This is a genomic window from Isoptericola chiayiensis (genome assembly GCF_013149805.1).
Taxonomy (GTDB): Bacteria; Actinomycetota; Actinomycetes; order Actinomycetales; family Cellulomonadaceae; genus Isoptericola; species Isoptericola chiayiensis.
This window is the reverse complement of the sequence record NZ_JABEZT010000002.1, coordinates 489,027-504,976: the sequence shown is the minus strand read 5'-3', so window position 1 is coordinate 504,976 and position 15,950 is coordinate 489,027. Positions and strand designations below refer to the sequence as shown.

General features: G+C 71.8%; 14 protein-coding genes. 4 read left to right on the top strand and 10 right to left on the bottom strand.

Going from position 1 to position 15,950, the window contains the following annotated elements; all coding sequences use genetic code 11:
• Positions 1-20 precede the first annotated feature (20 nt).
• The 3 genes from arfB to HDG68_RS05390 all read right to left on the bottom strand — a co-directional run bounded on the left by arfB (position 21) and on the right by HDG68_RS05390 (position 2,268).
• Positions 21-467 (bottom strand): alternative ribosome rescue aminoacyl-tRNA hydrolase ArfB, encoded by a 447-nt coding sequence (arfB, locus tag HDG68_RS05400; RefSeq protein WP_172149990.1) that lies wholly within the window; start codon positions 465-467, stop codon positions 21-23.
• A gap of 75 nt (positions 468-542) precedes the next feature.
• Positions 543-2,045, bottom strand: a complete 1,503-nt coding sequence (locus HDG68_RS05395; protein ID WP_172149988.1) for a basic amino acid/polyamine antiporter — start codon at positions 2,043-2,045, stop codon at positions 543-545.
• A gap of 25 nt (positions 2,046-2,070) precedes the next feature.
• On the bottom strand, positions 2,071-2,268 hold the full coding sequence (locus tag HDG68_RS05390; RefSeq protein WP_172149986.1) for a hypothetical protein: 198 nt from the start codon (positions 2,266-2,268) through the stop codon (positions 2,071-2,073).
• Positions 2,269-2,684: 416 nt separating this feature from the next.
• Here HDG68_RS05390 and HDG68_RS05385 point away from each other — a divergent pair, with 416 nt between their 5' ends.
• Together HDG68_RS05385 and HDG68_RS05380 are read left to right on the top strand one after the other, a co-directional pair.
• A complete protein-coding gene (locus HDG68_RS05385; protein ID WP_172149984.1) occupies positions 2,685-3,989 on the top strand; it encodes an arginine deiminase in 1,305 nt (434 codons plus the stop codon).
• A 36-nt stretch (positions 3,990-4,025) separates the two neighbouring features.
• On the top strand, positions 4,026-4,862 hold the full coding sequence (locus tag HDG68_RS05380) for an META domain-containing protein (protein WP_172149982.1): 837 nt from the start codon (positions 4,026-4,028) through the stop codon (positions 4,860-4,862).
• 68 nt (positions 4,863-4,930) lie between these two features.
• On the opposite strand, the gene HDG68_RS05375 is transcribed toward HDG68_RS05380, so the two are convergent.
• The 7 genes from HDG68_RS05375 to HDG68_RS05345 form a co-directional block, all read right to left on the bottom strand.
• Positions 4,931-7,615 carry a helix-turn-helix transcriptional regulator gene (locus tag HDG68_RS05375; RefSeq protein WP_172149980.1) on the bottom strand — a complete coding sequence of 895 codons (2,685 nt, stop codon included), beginning with the start codon at positions 7,613-7,615 and terminating at the stop codon, positions 4,931-4,933.
• A 128-nt stretch (positions 7,616-7,743) separates the two neighbouring features.
• Positions 7,744-8,604, bottom strand: a complete 861-nt coding sequence (locus HDG68_RS05370; RefSeq protein WP_343037440.1) for a MurR/RpiR family transcriptional regulator — start codon at positions 8,602-8,604, stop codon at positions 7,744-7,746.
• A 1-nt stretch (position 8,605) separates the two neighbouring features.
• On the bottom strand, positions 8,606-9,388 hold the full coding sequence (gene phnE, locus HDG68_RS05365; RefSeq protein WP_246253570.1) for a phosphonate ABC transporter, permease protein PhnE: 783 nt from the start codon (positions 9,386-9,388) through the stop codon (positions 8,606-8,608).
• 62 nt (positions 9,389-9,450) lie between these two features.
• Positions 9,451-10,275 (bottom strand): phosphonate ABC transporter, permease protein PhnE, encoded by an 825-nt coding sequence (phnE, locus tag HDG68_RS05360; RefSeq protein ID WP_172149976.1) that lies wholly within the window; start codon positions 10,273-10,275, stop codon positions 9,451-9,453.
• Positions 10,272-11,099: a phosphonate ABC transporter ATP-binding protein gene (gene phnC / locus HDG68_RS05355; RefSeq protein WP_172149974.1), complete on the bottom strand. Its 828-nt coding sequence runs from the start codon at positions 11,097-11,099 to the stop codon at positions 10,272-10,274. Before phnC ends, phnE (HDG68_RS05360) begins: the two co-directional genes overlap by 4 nt.
• 5 nt (positions 11,100-11,104) lie before the next feature.
• Positions 11,105-12,130: a phosphate/phosphite/phosphonate ABC transporter substrate-binding protein gene (phnD, locus tag HDG68_RS05350; protein ID WP_172149972.1), complete on the bottom strand. Its 1,026-nt coding sequence runs from the start codon at positions 12,128-12,130 to the stop codon at positions 11,105-11,107.
• 8 nt (positions 12,131-12,138) lie between these two features.
• Positions 12,139-12,888 carry an HAD family hydrolase gene (locus HDG68_RS05345; RefSeq protein WP_216648000.1) on the bottom strand — a complete coding sequence of 250 codons (750 nt, stop codon included), beginning with the start codon at positions 12,886-12,888 and terminating at the stop codon, positions 12,139-12,141.
• A gap of 400 nt (positions 12,889-13,288) precedes the next feature.
• On the opposite strand from HDG68_RS05345, the gene HDG68_RS05340 reads away from it, so the two are divergent.
• Both HDG68_RS05340 and HDG68_RS05335 read left to right on the top strand, forming a co-directional pair.
• Complete coding sequence (locus HDG68_RS05340; RefSeq protein ID WP_172149970.1) at positions 13,289-15,094, top strand: KAP family P-loop NTPase fold protein; 1,806 nt, start codon at positions 13,289-13,291, stop codon at positions 15,092-15,094.
• A gap of 502 nt (positions 15,095-15,596) precedes the next feature.
• On the top strand, positions 15,597-15,950 hold the full coding sequence (locus tag HDG68_RS05335) for a hypothetical protein (RefSeq protein ID WP_172149968.1): 354 nt from the start codon (positions 15,597-15,599) through the stop codon (positions 15,948-15,950).

Here is a 15,950-nt window from a genome sequence, read left to right as displayed (position 1 = left end):
GATGTACGTAAGGCGTCCGGTCAGTCGTCCTGCGACGGCCGGGACGAACGCATCCGTTTGGTCGCGGACCGCTGCTTCTTGGCCTGCAGCCGGCGTTCCTGGGACCCGCGGGTGCGCCGGGTGGCACGACGGCGGGGGCCGGGTGGCGCGACGGCCTCGGCGACGAGTGCCGCCAGGCGGTGGGCGGCCGCGTCCCGGTTGCGCCGCTGCTCGCGGTGCTCGGACGCCGTGACCGTCAGGACGCCGTCGGCCAGCCGGTGACCTATCCGGGCGACGATCCGCTCGCGCTGGACGCGGCTCAGCACCGCTGAGCGCTCGACGTCCCAGCACAGCTCCACCCGCGAGTCGGTGGTGTTCACGCCCTGACCCCCGGGGCCCGAGGACCGCGAGAACCGCTCGGTCAGTTCGGCCCGGGGGATCGTCAGGGACGGGCTGACGACGAGTCCGTCGCGGGTCGGTGAGGGCATGCCCCCATGGTGCCGTGGACGGTGGCCGTCGTGCAGCCGACGACGGCCACCGGTGTCCACGCCGGTGCGGCACCCCTACAGGTGGATCGCACCCGTGGCCAGCAGGACCACGCCGACGACCCCGCACGCGAGGACCGTCAGGAAGGTCGCCAGTGCCGGGCCCGTGAAGACCCTGTTCCGTCGCTCGCGTCGAGCGACGACGTACAGCACCGTGGCCGGTGCCAGCAGGAGGCACGCCAGGAAGAGGAACACGTAGCCCGCTGCCCAGAGGAGGAACACCGTGTAGACGGTCGCCACGCCGGCGATCGCGAGCTCGAGGCGCCGGGTCCCTCGGGGGACGCCGTCATAGCCGTCACGGCGGACCGCGATCTTCACGGCGTAGGCGGCCGCCAGCGCGAACGGTGCCAGCGAGAGCGCTGCCGTGAGGTCCAGCGTGAAGTCGAGGGCGTTGTCCACGAACTGCACGGCGAACAGGATGAGGGTGACGAAGACCGAGGTCCACAGCACGGCGTTCTGAGGGGCCCCGCGGCGGTTCTTCCGGGCGAAGTACCTGGGCAGGTCACCGTCCTCGGCCGCGGCGTACACGACGTCTGCCGCCAAGAGCTGCCAGGCGAGATAGGCGCCCAGGACCGAGACGATGAGTCCGATCCGGATCAAGGTCCCGCCCCACGGCCCGACGGCGGACTCCAGCACTCCGCCGATCGACGGCTGCTGCAGCTCGGCGATCTCGGCGCGCGGGAGGATCCCGAAGGACAGGATCGAGATGCTCGCGAACAGCGCCAGCACGGACGTGAAGCCCAGCACGGTGGCGCGACCGACGTCGCGCCGCTTGGTGGCGTACCGCGAGTAGACGCTCGCGCCCTCGATCCCCAGGAAGACGAAGACCGTGATCAGCATCGTGCCCTGCACCTGGGAGAACAGCGAGTCACCTCCCGGCAGGTCGTACCCGCCGGTGAGGTTGCCCGTGAACACGTTCCAGTCGAAGGCGAAGACCACCAGGACGAGGAAGAGGACCAGCGGGACGATCTTGGCGATGGTCACGACGAGGTTGACGACCGCGGCCTCCTTCACCCCCCGTCGGATGAGGGTGTAGAAGCCCCACACGGCGGCGCCCGACAGACCGAACGCGAGCCAGGTGTTCCCCTCGCCGAGAGCGGGCTCGAGTCCCGGGAAGAGCTGGGACACGGTGGTCATGATGAGCACCCAGTAGAACGCGTTGCCGGCGCAGGCGGACGCCCAGAAGCCGAACGCGGAGAGGAAGCCCGGGTAGGCGCCGAAGCCTTCCCTCGCGTAGACGTACACGCCGTTGTCCAGCGTCGGCTTGCGCAGCGCGAGCTTCTGGAAGACGAACGCGAGCGCGAGCATGCCCAGACCGGCGATGCCCCAGGCGATCAGTGCCCCGTAGACGCCGGTCTCCCCGGCGAATCTCGAGGGCAGCTGGAACACTCCCGCGCCGACCATCGAGCCCACGACCATCGCGGTCAGTGCGGGCAGGCCGAGGGTGGCGGTGCGAGAGGTCGTCGAGGCCCGGCCAGCACCCTCGATGCTGTCGGCCGGCCGGATGTCGGTCGTCGTCATGGTGATCTCCGGTCAGGGTGGCGCGTCAGATGCGCGGGAGCGGGTGGGTGGGAGCGAGCTCGCGCACGAGGTCTGCCAGGTCGATCTCCTCGCCGAGCGAGTCGAGATCGAGATCCGCCTCGGGCGGCAGGAGACCGCAGTCCATCTCGCGGACGAGACGGAGCGCCGCCTCGATCTGGTGGAGCTCGGGGAGGTCGTGGAGCGGGTCGAGGTGCAGGGTCATGGGTCTCTCCGTGTGGTGGGGGGCGCTCGGTCGGCGCGCTCGGTCGCGATGACTGCTCCAGCCTGCTGTCCTCGAGGGCGCCCGGGAGGGGGTTCCCGGTGGATTCGCCCCCGGCTTCACCCCGCGGGGCGAGCGGGCCCCGCGGGACGGTCGGACGCCGGTGACGCGCGGCGCGGCGGGCCGTCGGTGGGGCGCTCGTGGGGCGCTCGTAGGGCGCCAGGCGGTGCTGCCGGGCGCCGGCAGCACCGTCGACGGGGCGGCGGCGCACCGCGGGGGCGAACCCCGGGGTGAGATCGCCGTCGGTCGGGGTCGGGCCCCTCCCCGGGGCGCGGAACCTTGAGGTGTCGGACCGGCGATGACGCGTTCGGAGCCCGGTCCCGACAGTCCCTTCCCTTCGCAACCTCGTGAGGTACCCCATGACCAGCTCCCTGATCGACCAGTCGGTGGCCCTGCCGCTCGTCCCCTCCGCTCTCGGCGCCGACGCCTCCGCGACCACGGTCGGCGTCCACTCCGAGGTGGGGCGGCTCCGCAAGGTGCTCGTGTGCCGCCCCGGCCTCGCGCACCGCCGGCTGACCCCGACCAACTCCGACCAGCTCCTCTTCGACGACGTCCTGTGGGTCGACCGGGCGATCGAGGACCACGCCCGGTTCGTCGGCGACCTCGACTCGCTCGGCGTCGAGGTCCTCGAGCTGCACGACGTGCTCGCCGAGACGATGGCCGCCCCGGGGGCCCGCGACTGGCTCCTGGACCGACTCGTCGTCCCTGACGCGGTGGGCACCGGCCTCGTGGACGCCACCCGTGAGCACCTCGAGCGGATGTCGTCCGAGTGGCTCGCCGAGCACCTGATCGGCGGGCTGGCCACCAGCGACGTCCCGGACCTGCCGGCCGGGTACCGCGCGCTCGCCGAGTACTCGCCCGGCGCGCGCGAGTACCTGCTGCCGCCGCTGCCCAACACGCTCTTCACCCGGGACACGACCACGTGGCTCTACGGAGGCGTCACCCTCAATCCCTTGTACTGGCCGGCCCGGCACGGCGAGACGATCCTCATGAAGGCCGTCTACCAGTTCCACCCCGAGCTCGGCGGCTCCACGGTCTGGTGGGGCGACCCGGAGACGGACCACGGCCAGGCGACCTTCGAGGGCGGTGACATCATGCCCGTCGGCAACCGCACCGTCCTGATGGGGATGAGCGAGCGGACCTCCCGCCAGGCCATCACGCAGGTGGCCTCGGCGCTGTTCGACGCCGACGTGGCCGACCAGGTGGTGGTCGGCGGCATGCCGAAGCTGCGCGCGGCGATGCACCTGGACACCGTGATGACGTTCGTCGACGTCGACGCCGTCACGGTCTACCCGCGCATCGTCGACGCGATCCACCCGTTCGTGCTGCGTCCCAGCGACCGGCCGGGGCAGGTCCACGTCAGCGACGAGGGGAACCGTCCCTTCCTCGACGTCGTCGCTCGGGAGCTCGGCCTGGGCTCGCTGCGCGTGATCGAGACCGGCGGGGACGTCTACGAGGCCGAGCGCCAGCAGTGGGACTCGGGCAACAACGCCGTGGCGCTGGAACCGGGGGTGGTCTTCGCCTACGACCGCAACACCACGGCGAACGCCGCGATGCGTGCCGCGGGGATCGAGGTGCTCGAGATCGCCGGAGGCGAGCTCGGCCGCGGCCGCGGCGGCGGGCATTGCATGACCGGCCCGATCGAGCGCGACCCCGTCTTCTGACCCCCGTCCCGCCCCGTCGACACCCCGGAGACCATCATGAACACCCCTGACCGCACCCATCCGCCCGCCCGCCGACGCCGACGCGACCGCTGGCGCCGACGCCTGGCCCCCGCGGTCGTCACCACCATCGCCGGAGCCCTGCTGGTCACCGGCGGGGCCGCCGTGTTCGCCACGGGCGACACGCCGGACGCCGATCCCCTCGTGGGACGGTCGTTCACGGCCGTCCCGGCACCCGGAGCCACGGGCCCGGCCGAGCCGGTCACAATCCGCTTCGAGGAGGGCCGCGTCGCAGCGTCGGCGGGCTGCAACACGCTCGCCGCGCGGGCGCGGTGGGACGGTGGCCGGCTGGAGCTCGAGGGTGCCCTCGCGACGACGGGCAAGGCCTGCAGCCCCGCGCAGGAGGAGGCCGAGCAACGGCTCGCGACCTTCCTGCGGTCGGCCCCGGCGCTGCAGGTCGACGGCGAGGAGATCCGGCTCGGCGACGCGCACGAGCTGGTCCTCACCCGGCCACGCGCTGACCGGCTCGGCGGCGTCGTGTGGCGGGTCACCCATGTCCGGCGGGACGGACGCGAAACGGCCGTTCCCCGCACCGTGCAGGCCGACGTCTGGTTCACCGAGGAGACGATGCGCCTGCGCACGGGCTGCAACAGCGGCGTCGGGTCCGTGACGGTCACGCCCGACGTCGGCGCGGACCGGGGCACGCTCGACGTCGACCGGTTGCTCACCACGACGGGCGCCTGCACCCCGCAGGAGACGCCCGTCCAGGCCGCGGTGATCCGCACCCTGCGGGGGACCTCGTCCTTCGCGGTGTCGGGGGAGGAGCTCCGCCTCGACGGCGGCGCGGACGGGCTGGTGCTGACCCGGCTGGGCTGAGGACCCGTCCCGGCCGCACCGTGTCCGCGGGCCCCGACGCCGGCCGGCGTCGGGGCCCGCTCGCGTCGTCAGGCGTCGACGTCCTCCAGCAGCCCCAGGTCCACGGCCCGTGTCAGCGCCTCGGCACGGGTCCTGGCGCCGAGCTTGGCGTAGAGCGTCCGGAGCTGTGCCTTGACGGTGTTCACCGAGACGACCAGCTCGGCGGCGATCTCGGTCCGCGAGTCCGTCCCGGCCAGCGCGTGCAGCACCTCCCGCTCCCGGGGTGTCAGGGCAGGAGCCTGGGCGCGCTGCCACAGCCGTCCGTCGACGATGGCGGGCACCCGCGTGAACGCCAGCGCGAGCGTCGTCGCGGCGTCCTGAGCACCGTCCTGCTCGAGCGCCGCGAGGACGCCGGCACGGTCCTCCTCGGCCAGGAGCGTCACGGGCCAGTGGATCCCGTGCTGGTCCACCAACGCGGCAAGGGTGGTGCCGAACGCCGTGGCGCTCACGGCGGCGTCGGTCCGCTGCGCCACCGTGACGCCGGCCACCGCCACGAGCGCGTCCTGCAACGGGGTGCCGATCGCGCCCTGCGCCTGCGCCAGGAGGGCGACGGCGTCCTCCTCCTGACCGCGGGCCGCGGCGATGATCGACCGCAGGGCGCTGTCGGCCGCCTGACCGCGACCGCGCAGGCGCTGGCGGGACTCCTCGCGGGCGGCGCCGGTGGCGAGCCGCAGGATCGTGCGCATCGCTCCCAGGCGCCCGACGACGCTGGGCAGCGTCGTCGGGCGCACGCGCTCGCGGCGCAGCTGTGCCAGTCGGCGCTCGGCCTCGGAGGCGTGCCCCTGGAGCGCACGGGCGACGGCGCCGGCGGCTCCGGCGAACTCCCAGTGCTCCAGGGTGTCCAGATGCGGGGCGAGGGGTTCGAGCTCGGCGAGGGCGGCCGCGGCGTCGCCGTCGTCGATGTGCACCCAGGCCTGGGCGATGCTGCGGAACGCGCCCTGGTAGCCGTCGACCCAACCCGTGGGCCAGGCATCGGGCTGCACGACGGCGAGCTCGGCACGGGCCGCGACGAATCGCCCGTCCAGGACGTCGGCCATGGCGCGGCCGCACGCCGCGACGTTCGCCAGGTGCGGCCAGTCCCGCTCGGCGGACAGCGCGGTCAGCGCGTCGTACGCTTCCCGGGCCGCGGGGAGGTCATCGCCGAAGAAGAGGCTCGTGGCCGCCTGGGAGACGGCCAGTGCCGCGGCGCTGTCGATCGACGGGGCGCCGTCCAGGTCGTCGTCCTCCCGGGCCAGCGACAGCTCGCGCACGGCGCGTCGGGCCGTGTCCAGCATCCGGGTGCGCTGGCCGAGCAGCCGCCAGGCGGCGGTCTCGAGCCCGTACAGGACGACCCGTTCGGCCGCTGGCGCCGAGGCGATCCGCTGGTGCGACGCCTGCACGGCCGCCGCCAGGAACTCGGTCGCCCGCCGCTGCGTGCCCGGCCGGGCGTTGAGGACCAGTGCCAGGAACATCGCCAGGAACGGCTGGGAACGGACCTGGGCCGCGGGCATCGCCAGGAGCATCCGTGCGAGCCGTGCCGACTCCTGCGGCGGCAGCGGGAAGACCCGCACGAGCAGGTGGTCGGCAAAGCCGAGGTCCCCCGCGCGCAGCGCGTACTCGACGGCGGTCGCGGCGTCGTGACGCTGCTCCCACAGCCAGTGCGCCGCGGTGTCCAGGACCCGTGGCACCAGCGTCGGGTTCGTCTCCGCGAAGCGGGCCGCCGCCACCGCCCGCACCTGGTCGCTCAGCCGGAGCACCGGTGTGCCGTTGGGCTGCGTGGCCCAGTACCCGAGGCCCAGGCGCCCGAGCGTCGCCAACGGGTCGACCGCGGTCTCCGGGTCGGCGGGGGCGGTGACGACGCGCTCGAGCCGCTGCGCCAGCGCGGCGTCGGCGTACGGTGCCAGGGACACGGCCCCGAGCAGCTCGAGCAGGTGCGGGTCCCGGACGCGCGCCGACAGGTCCTGTCGCACCCCGGCCGCCAGTGCCTCGGCGGCCTGCGCCGCGGTCAGGGGCCGGCCGGGCGTCTGCGGGGCGCTCGCGGGGAGGCCGGCGAGGACGTCCAGCGCGTAGCGCAGCTCCAGGACCGACCGCCGTGCGGTGGACCGGAGCAGCAGGTCGACGGCGGAGTCGTCGAGCGGGACGTCGCTGCTCGCCACGACGGCGCGCGCCTCGTCCACGGTGAGGGCCAGGTCGTCGTCGGCGAGGACCACGGCGCCGAGCGTCCTGCGCGCGGCAGGGCCTTCGAGCACGGTCGGGAACCGGCCCGCCACGGCGCACCGTGCCGTCCGGACGCGCTGCAGGACGGCCAGCAGGTCGAGGCCGACGTCGTCCCAGAAGTCCCCGGCGGACGCGAAGTCGTCGAGCACCAGCAGCACCGGAGGTGCCGACGACAGGCTCCGGGTGATGGCGTCGCGCACGGAGGCGGCCGCGTCGGCGACGGCCACCAGCTCGCGGTAGAAGGTGCCGTCGTCGACCAGGCCGGCGCGATGCAGGCGGGAGAGCGCGTGCACCCAGAACCCGGCCCGCGACCGGATCTGGGCGTCCAGGGTGATCCACACGACGGCCTCGTCACCGCCGTCGTGAGCCGTCACCCACTGGGCGAGCAGCGTGGTCTTGCCCGATCCGCCCGCGCCCCGCAGGACCGCCAGGGGCGCGCCGTCGTCGAGGCGGCTCAGCAGCCGGGGCCGGGCGGCGAGCCACGGGGGGAGGCGTGGAACACCCGAGAGGTCGCGCATGCAGCACCTCGCTCCCGGTCGCCGAAGCCCCCCGGCTCCACGGTACGTCGCGGAGCCCGTGCACGGGCGGGCAGCGCGCGAACCGCCCGGGTGCCGCGCCGACGACCCGGCGACCGGAGGGCGGTCGGCTACTCCTCGATCGCCGAGCCCAGCTCGTGCAGGACGGCGGCCCGGGCGTCGCGTCCGCGTTCGCCGCGCCGGGTGACCAGCACCTCGACGAGCGCCTCGATCATGAGCATCAGCGCCGCGCGGGAGGTGTGCAGCAGCTCGTCGCGGAACGACTCGTTGACCGGCGGGACGACGAGCACGGTGTCGGCGAGCTGGGCGACGGGGGACTGCGCGAACGAGGTGATCGCCACGACCGGAGTGCCGCCGTCGTGCGCGGCCCGCATCACCTCGAGCGTGGCCTCGTTGGCCCCGGAGCCGGACACGACGAGGCAGACGGCCTCGGGGCCGAGCTGCCGGGCGGCGATGCGCTGGGCGAGGGCGTCGGCCAGCAGCTCGGCGGGCCGGCCGGCGGACGTCAGGCGCAGCACGAGGTCGAGGCCGAGCGGGGAGGAGAGCCCGTTGGCGACGACGAGCACGCGCCGGGCGTCGTCGAGGACGCGCACGAACTCCTGCAGGCCGTCCTCGGTCAGCCCGGCCACGGTGTGCCCGAGGCGGGCGGCGAACCGGTTGACGGACTCGCGCACCGCGCCGAGCATGGTGCCGTCGGGCGAGCCGTCCGATGCCGGGCGCAGCGCGAGCTCGCGGGCGACGGCGACGCGCAGCTGCGGGTAGCCCTCGTACCCGAGGGTCTGTGCGGCGCGCACGACGGTCGCCCGGCCCACCCCGACGTCGTCGGCCACCTGCTGGGCGGTGCGTTCGACGGCGGCGTCTAGGTCGGCGGCGATGGCCTCGGCGGCGCGGCGCTCGCCGGGGTGCATCGACGGCGCGAGCGCCACGATACGGGCGGTCAGCGGTGCGTCGGCCGAGCCGGTCCAGGTCACCTCAGGCCCCTTCCATGATGCGGCGGCGCAGCGCGCCCGAGACGGAGTCGACGGCCATGGTGGTCACGACGACCACGATCAGCAGCATGCCGACCGTGTCCCATTCACGATAGTTCGTGTAGTTGGCCAGCATGGAGCCGATGCCGCCGGCGCCGACGATGCCGAGCACCGCGGACATGCGGATGTTGATCTCGAACCGGTACAGCGCGAAGGACAGCAGCGCGGGCAGGGCGGCGGGCCACAGGGCCCAGCGGACGAGGGCGGTGCGGCCGCCGCCCGCGGCCCGCACGGCGTCGGCGGCGCCGTCGCGCAGCGTCTCGACGGTCTCGTAGGTCCACTTGCCCTGCGTGCCGATCCCGGCGATGCCGAGAGCGAGCGCGCCGGTGAACGGCGTGAGCCCGGTGACGGTGAGCAGCACGAGGGCGATGATGACCTCGGGCACGGCGCGGATGACGGCGAAGAGCCCGCGCAGGGCGAGGCGCAGCCAGGCCGGTCCGACGCCGTGGGCGGCGAGCATCCCGAGCGGGATCGACACGACGACGCAGAGCATCGCACCGAGCCAGGCCATGGAGATCGAGCGCCACATCTCGAACAGGGCGCGCGGCAGGCGCGACCAGTCCGGGTCGGCGAACATCAGCGCGGCGTACTCGGCCACGGCGGCGGGCAGCTCGCGCAGGTCGGACCACTCGACGTCCAGGGTCGCGGCGGAGACGAGCAGCACGAGGCCGACGACGGCGGTCGCGACGGTCTGCCCGAGCCGCGACGGGCGTGGGGGGAGAGCCAAGACGGGCCGCTCGCTGGCGGGGCGTGACGTGGCGGTGCGGGACCGGGAGTCCAGGGCGGCGTTCATGCGAGCCTCCGGCGCAGGACGTTCGAGGCGGCCTCGATGAGGAGCACGACGACGAGGATCTCCAGGATGATCACCGAGACGTCGCCGTAGGCGAAGAACCCGAATCGTTCGTCGAGCAGCCGGCCGATGCCGCCGGCGCCGACGATGCCGAGGATGGCCGAGATGCGGACGTTGAGCTCGAGGGCGTAGAGCCACTGGTTGCTGAACAACGGAAGGCTCTGGGGCAGCGCGAGGGCGCGGTTCATGCGGCCCTGGGTGGCGCCGCCGGCGCGGGCGGCCTCGAGGTAGGGGTGGTCGGTGGAATCGATCGCCTCGGAGACGAGCTTGACGACGATGCCGACGTCGAACAGCACGAGGGTGAGCAGGCCGGGCAGCGCGCCGACGCCCACCATGGCCACCAGGATGGTCGCCCAGACGAGGTCCGGGACGGCGCGGACGACGTTGATGACGGCGCGTACCGCGGTGCGGGTGACGGTGTTCGGGTTGGTGGGTCGGGCGGCCCACAACGTGAGCGGCACGGACAGCGCGGCGGCGATCGCGGCGCCGACGAACGCCATCTGCAGGGTCTCCAGCATCGGCTGGATCGTGCGCGGGACGAACGACCAGTTGGGCTGCAGCAGCGCGGACAGGTTGGCCGCGCCGTGACGCCAGTTCTGCGCGATGGCAGCCAGGTCGATCTCGATGCCGCCGATCGCGGGCAGGCAGGTCGCCACGGTGAACGCCGTCAGTGCCGAGAAGACCAGGGTGCGGCGCGGCCAGGTGCGCGGACGCGGCGGGAGGTCGAGGCGGGTGGCGGGCTCCGTCGTCGTGCCCGGGCTCACGTGCGGTCCCCGAGCCGGTCCTGCGGGCGGATGCGGCGGCCGTAGATCTGCTCGAAGTCGGCCTCGGTGGCCTCGGCCGCGGGGCCGTCGTAGACGAGCTCGCCGTCGCGCAGCCCGATCATGCGGCGGGTGTACTGCCGGGCGAGGTCCATCAGGTGCAGGTTGACCAGCACCGTGAGGTGGCGTTCGGCGTTGATGCGTTCCAGCTCGGACATCACGGCGTGCGCGGTGGGCGGGTCGAGGCTGGCGACGGGCTCGTCGGCGAGCATGATGCTCGGCTCCTGGGACAGGGCCCGGGCGATGGCGACGCGCTGCTGCTGCCCGCCGGACAGGGCTGCCGCCCGCGACCAGACCTTGTCGAGCATGCCGACGGTGTCCAGGGCGGTCAGGGCGACCTCGCGGTCGCGGGCACTGGTGACGCCGAGGAGCGTGCGCAGCCGCCCGGCACGGGCGAACCGGCCGACCAGTGTGTTGCGGTAGACGTCGACCCGGGTGGCCAGGTTGAAGCCCTGGAAGATCATGCCGACGTGCCCGCGCACCTCGCGCAGGCGGCGGCCGTGCAGACCGGAGACGGTGTGCGGGCCGACGGTCACCGTGCCGGCGGTGACGGGCACGAGGCCGTTGATGGTGCGGATCAGGGTCGACTTGCCCGAGCCGGACAGGCCGACGATCGAGACCATCTCGCCGGCGTCGATGTCCAGGGAGACGTCGCGCAGGGCGGTGGTGCCGTTGGGGTAGGTGACCGAGACGCCGTCGAGGCGGATCGGCCACGCGGCGGAGGCCGGGGCGTGCCCGGCCTCCGCCGCCTGGGTGTCGTGAGTCATGGCAGTCAGCCGGCGAACTGCTCGAGGATCTCGCCGTAGCGGGCGATCTCGTCGTCGGCGGTCTCGGCCGTCCAGTCGGACAGGCCGACGAGCTCGAACATGACGTCGGCGGCCTCGTCGGAGGAGTCGGCGTAGTCGTCCATGAGCTGGGTGAGCTCGGCGACGAGGTCGTCGGGCAGGGTGTCGGTGACGGCGACGCCGCCGTTGGGGATCATGTCGGTGTAGGCGAAGGCCACGGCCTTGTCGGCGATGTCGGGGACCTCCTCGGTGACCGTGGTGCGGGCGTCCCAGTAGGCGAACCCGACCTCGGCGTCGCCGTTGGCGACGGCGAGCACGGCGTTGTTGTTGCCCTCGACGGGGATCTGGGTGATGTCGGCGTCGGTGTCCAGGCCCGCCTCGCGCATGAGGACCACCGGGTACTGGTAGCCGGCCGGGGAGGTGGCGGCCTGCAGCGCGACGTCGGCGCCGGCGAGGTCGCCGAAGACGTCGGTGGCGGCCGGGCCCTGACCGGTCGCCGCGGCGCCGGCCTCCTCCAGGCCGTTGCAGTAGGACAGCTCGATGCCGCTGGCCTCGTAGGTGGCGAGCACCGGCTCGTCCTCGCAGTACTTGTCGGGGTTGTTCGTGTACGCGACCGACGCGTAGGACGTGGCGCCGAAGCGCACGTCGCGCAGCACGAGCTCGGCGCCGTAGCGCTCGGTCGCCTGGTACAGCGAGCCGGCGTCGGTGATGATCACCTGCGCCTGGTCGGCGCCGAGCGCCTCGACCGTGGCGGTGTAGTCGTTCGCGACGACGCCCTCGACCTCGATGCCGAGACCGTCCGAGAGGTAGGAGGTCAGCGGGTCGAGCGCCTCGGCGAGGTTCTCACCCTCGACGGACGGCACCAGCGACATGGTGATCGACTCGGGCCACTCGGTGCCGGCGTCGGTCGAGTCGGCGTCGGCGCTGCTGCCGGCGTCGTCGGCTCCGGCGCAACCGGCGAGCGCGAGGACGAGCGCCGCGGCGGCGCCGGGAGCGAGCAGGGACTTGCGCATGGGGAGGGTCACCTTTCGAGGGAGTCGGCCGTGCCGGTCGGCACGGACTCGGGGTGGGTCGCGGGGGTGGCTGAGGTGGGGGCTGCGGTGGTGGCTGTGTTGCTGGCTCGGTGGGCCCACGCCGTGATGTCGAGGGCGAGGGCGTCGAGGGTCCGCGCGTGCATCGTCACGGTGGACGGCGGCGTGTCGGCCGTGGGGCCGACCAGCGCCGTCGCGGCGCCGAGCGCCGTGGCGGGCGCAAGGTCGTTCTCCACGATGTCCCCGACGGCGAGCACCGGGCCGTCGGCGAGGGCGGCCTCGACGATCGGTGTGAGTCCGGCGGGCTTGCCGACGTCGTAGTGCAGGGCGGCAAAGCGCTCGCGGACGCCCCAGGTGGTCAGGAGGCGTTCGACGCCGACGCCGGGGGCGTTCGTGGCGAGGACGACGCGGACGTCGTGGGGGAGTGCGTCCAGGAGCTGGGTGAGCCCGGGGGCCGCGTCGACGGGTGCCTCGGGCGTGCCGAGGAGGCTGCGGCTGGCGAGGTAGGCATCCTGGAGGGCGGTGGGGTCGACGCCGTCCTGGCGGGCCAGGGTGCCGACGACGTCGTACCCGTCGCGGAACTGCGTGGCCGTTCCGGCGTCAAGGTCGCGCAACGTGGCCATCACCCGCTCGAGGTACCCGGGCCCGGCGTGACCCGCGACCTGCCGGGCGAACGCGAGCACGGGGCCGTCACCGACGGCGAGGGTGCCGTCGAAGTCGAACAGGATGGTCGGGGTCACGCGGGCTGCCTCCTCTGATGGACGATGCGTTCACGGTAGCCCTGCTGTGTGAACGGAAACGTCATGAGGAGGTGAACAGCGGATGTCGGCTGTTCGGAGTCCGCAGCCCTCGAGTCGGGGTCGTGACGTAGTTCAGCCTGAGCCGCCGCCAGTGACCCAGGAACGGAGGGGGAAGGTAGTCGCCGGCCCCAATTCAGCGCCCGACCCCACCAGGAATTCTGATCGGCATACCACTGCCGTTGACTTGACCGCAGGCGCCTTCGCGGCTGCGATCGGCCGGCCCCGAGCGAGTATTGGCGCCAATCGCCGACTCACCGGCGCGATGCGCTCCGCGTCCGCAAACGCCGTGGGTAGCGTAGCCTCTGGGCGCCAGTGTACTGGTCGACATCTGGTGGTTGGAATGAATACCGTGCAATCGGGCGAGGACCATCGCCAGAGACGGAGACAGACGTTGGCGGCAGGGCTTCCGCAGATACGGCTCTGGGACGACAACCCGAGCACATTAGACCTCCTCGGGTTCGACGCCGTGGTCGAGCCGATCGTCGCCGCGGTCCGCGAACGCAATATCCATCCGCTGACGCTGTCGGTGCAGAGCCCATGGGGCGGCGGAAAGTCCACGATCCTGAAGTTGATCGAGGCCGAGTTCAAGAATGACGACAACTGCATCGTCGTCGCGACCAACCCGTGGGCTTACGACGATCAGGTGGACGTCAAGGGCACGCTGATCTCTGAGATCCTGCACGGCATCGAGAATCAGGTCCCCGATGCAGGGATCAAGGCCGAGGTAGCGGAGAAGGCGAAGGAGCTGCTGGGGCGCATCAGCTGGAGCCGTGCTGCCGTTGCTATCGCTAGGGGAGCGCTGACCTTCCAGGTTGACCCGCAGCAGATAGCGGACATCTTCCGACCTAAGGACCCGGGCGGGCCGGACTCGATGGCGAGTTTCAACAACGCGTATAAGGAACTGCTCGCGCTCATACCTAACGTCGAGCGCGTGGTCGTCCTGGTCGACGACCTTGATCGCTGCCTGCCGGATGCAGTGACCGCGACGCTGGAGGCGATCAAGCTCTTCCTATCTACCGAGAAGATGGTGTTCGTCCTGGCAGCCGACCAGGACATGGTCCGAGATGCCATCTCGGTCAGTCTGGATGGTGCTCGGCGCGGCGACATCTTCGCCCAGCGGTACTTGGAGAAGATCGTTCAGCTCCCGATCGCCCTACCGCGCCTGTCCGCTACCGACGCCGCGGCGTACATCGGCATCCTGATCGCTGGCCGCTCGATGCATGACGCGGACTTGCGTGCGCTCGCGGCACACGTCCGCACACGACGGAACGCCCATCAGACTCCGCTGCTGCACGACTTCGAGGAGTTGGAAGTCCAACCAGCCGCCGATGATCTCGCCTTGGCCACCCAACTCGCCGAAGGATTGAGCGCCGATCGCCGCTCGAACCCACGCCAGATCAAGCGATTCCTCAACGCGTTCGGTGTCCGGGAGTCCATTGCCCGTGCACGCGGAGTGACGATTCCGCCGGCGGTGATGATCAAGATGCTATTGCTGGAAGAACTCCACCGCACGTCATTTAACACTCTGGCGGCGACGCCCGCCCAAGAACGCAAGACCATTCTGGCCCGGTGGGAATCCTGGGCGAACCCGTCCGGTGAGGAAGGTGAGGATGCGACCCTCCCAGACGGAGTCGATGAAGCGACGAAGGAATGGGCCGCTGCGCCACCTTCTCTCCGCAACGAGAATCTTGACCCCTATCTCACCCTCGCTGCAAGCCTGATCAACGTCAGCATGGGCGCCCAGGTTTCCGATGAGGTCCTCGCGCTCGTCAATGACCTGCTGGGCGAAAGTGAAGCTGCAAGGAACGTTGCCGCCGACTCCCTGAGTGAGCGCAGCGAGGACGAACAACTCGCAGCGTTGGAGGTTTTGTTTGCCACAGCCAAACGCATGGAGGACGCTGGAGCGGTGATCCGCGGCGCTGTCCTCTGGCTCGGAAGGACACCAGCACTGGAGCAGGCAACGGCGGTCGGCGTCGAAGCACACTGCTGGGGAACACGCTTGACCGCCGGCGCTATCGTCGAACTCGCGGCCAGCGGGCGCCCCGCTCTCCTTGACCTAGTGCGGCGTGCGGCTCAGGACACAACCTTGCATGCCACGACGCAGGCTGTGGCGCGCGATGAGTTGGAGCAGATAGATGGGCACTAGCGGTGCGTACGGCGGTAGCAACTCCGCCGAATGGAACGACTTTCGAGACGCTTGGGCCGACCTCGACTCCGGGAGTGCTGGAGCCGGCACGAGCGGCGTAGAGACTACCCAGCCATCGGATCAGCTCTTCGAGCCGTCGCAACCTGCTTCCGACCTTGACCGTGTCGGCCAAGCACTTATTAACGCTCTCTGGCGCGATGATCCTGCCACCAGAGGCAACGTCGTCCCGCCCATTACGCGGCCCCGCGTCTCCGGACGCCGTGGCGCCGGCGCAGGAGGACCAGGTGGAGCTGGAACCGGCGGAGGGTTCGCAGGTTCCGGCCGTTCTGGAAGCCGTTCGACGCGACAGGTCATCGGAGGTGCCTCACGCGGTGGTGCGACGATCGGAGCAGCGTACGCACTAAGGAACCGGGACGCTCAGAGACTGGTCGACTACGGACTTTCGCTCACCGAGTTCGATTCACTCAGCCCACGCGCTCGAATCAGCCGTCTCGTCACTCTCATGATCGGCGACGATGGGCACCCCGACGACCGTGCCATCCGTCAAGCGGCGACGGAACAGGTCAAGAGAATCGTGGCCGTCGACGGTGAACCTCCAACGGCTACCGAAGCGATCAAGGGCTTCGTCAGCGCCTACATCTTCCAGCTCGGCCTCGTTGAGCTCCAGGACCAGATCATCAACGGAACTCTCGACGGCAACGAAGCGGTTGTACGAGAGCGTGTGCTCCGCGGCTGGATCGATGCAAAGGTCCGTGGCCTCGACGTCGATGCAAGCCCCGCGCTTTCAGCGAACGCGCTTCACCAGGCCGCTGCCGGTCTTGCCCAACGAGCTATCCGTGTCCTGAGGGCGAGGTAA

Bases quoted from the DNA above. Each gene is read 5' to 3' on its own strand.
- arfB (WP_172149990.1), bottom strand. From the start codon at position 467: ATGCCCTCACCGACCCGCGACGGACTCGTCGTCAGCCCGTCCCTGACG.
- HDG68_RS05395 (WP_172149988.1), bottom strand. From the start codon at position 2,045: ATGACGACGACCGACATCCGGCCGGCCGACAGCATCGAGGGTGCTGGC.
- HDG68_RS05390 (WP_172149986.1), bottom strand. From the start codon at position 2,268: ATGACCCTGCACCTCGACCCGCTCCACGACCTCCCCGAGCTCCACCAG.
- HDG68_RS05385 (WP_172149984.1), top strand. From the start codon at position 2,685: ATGACCAGCTCCCTGATCGACCAGTCGGTGGCCCTGCCGCTCGTCCCC.
- HDG68_RS05380 (WP_172149982.1), top strand. From the start codon at position 4,026: ATGAACACCCCTGACCGCACCCATCCGCCCGCCCGCCGACGCCGACGC.
- HDG68_RS05375 (WP_172149980.1), bottom strand. From the start codon at position 7,615: ATGCGCGACCTCTCGGGTGTTCCACGCCTCCCCCCGTGGCTCGCCGCC.
- phnC (WP_172149974.1), bottom strand. From the start codon at position 11,099: ATGACTCACGACACCCAGGCGGCGGAGGCCGGGCACGCCCCGGCCTCC.
- phnD (WP_172149972.1), bottom strand. From the start codon at position 12,130: ATGCGCAAGTCCCTGCTCGCTCCCGGCGCCGCCGCGGCGCTCGTCCTC.
- HDG68_RS05340 (WP_172149970.1), top strand. From the start codon at position 13,289: ATGAATACCGTGCAATCGGGCGAGGACCATCGCCAGAGACGGAGACAG.
- HDG68_RS05335 (WP_172149968.1), top strand. From the start codon at position 15,597: ATGATCGGCGACGATGGGCACCCCGACGACCGTGCCATCCGTCAAGCG.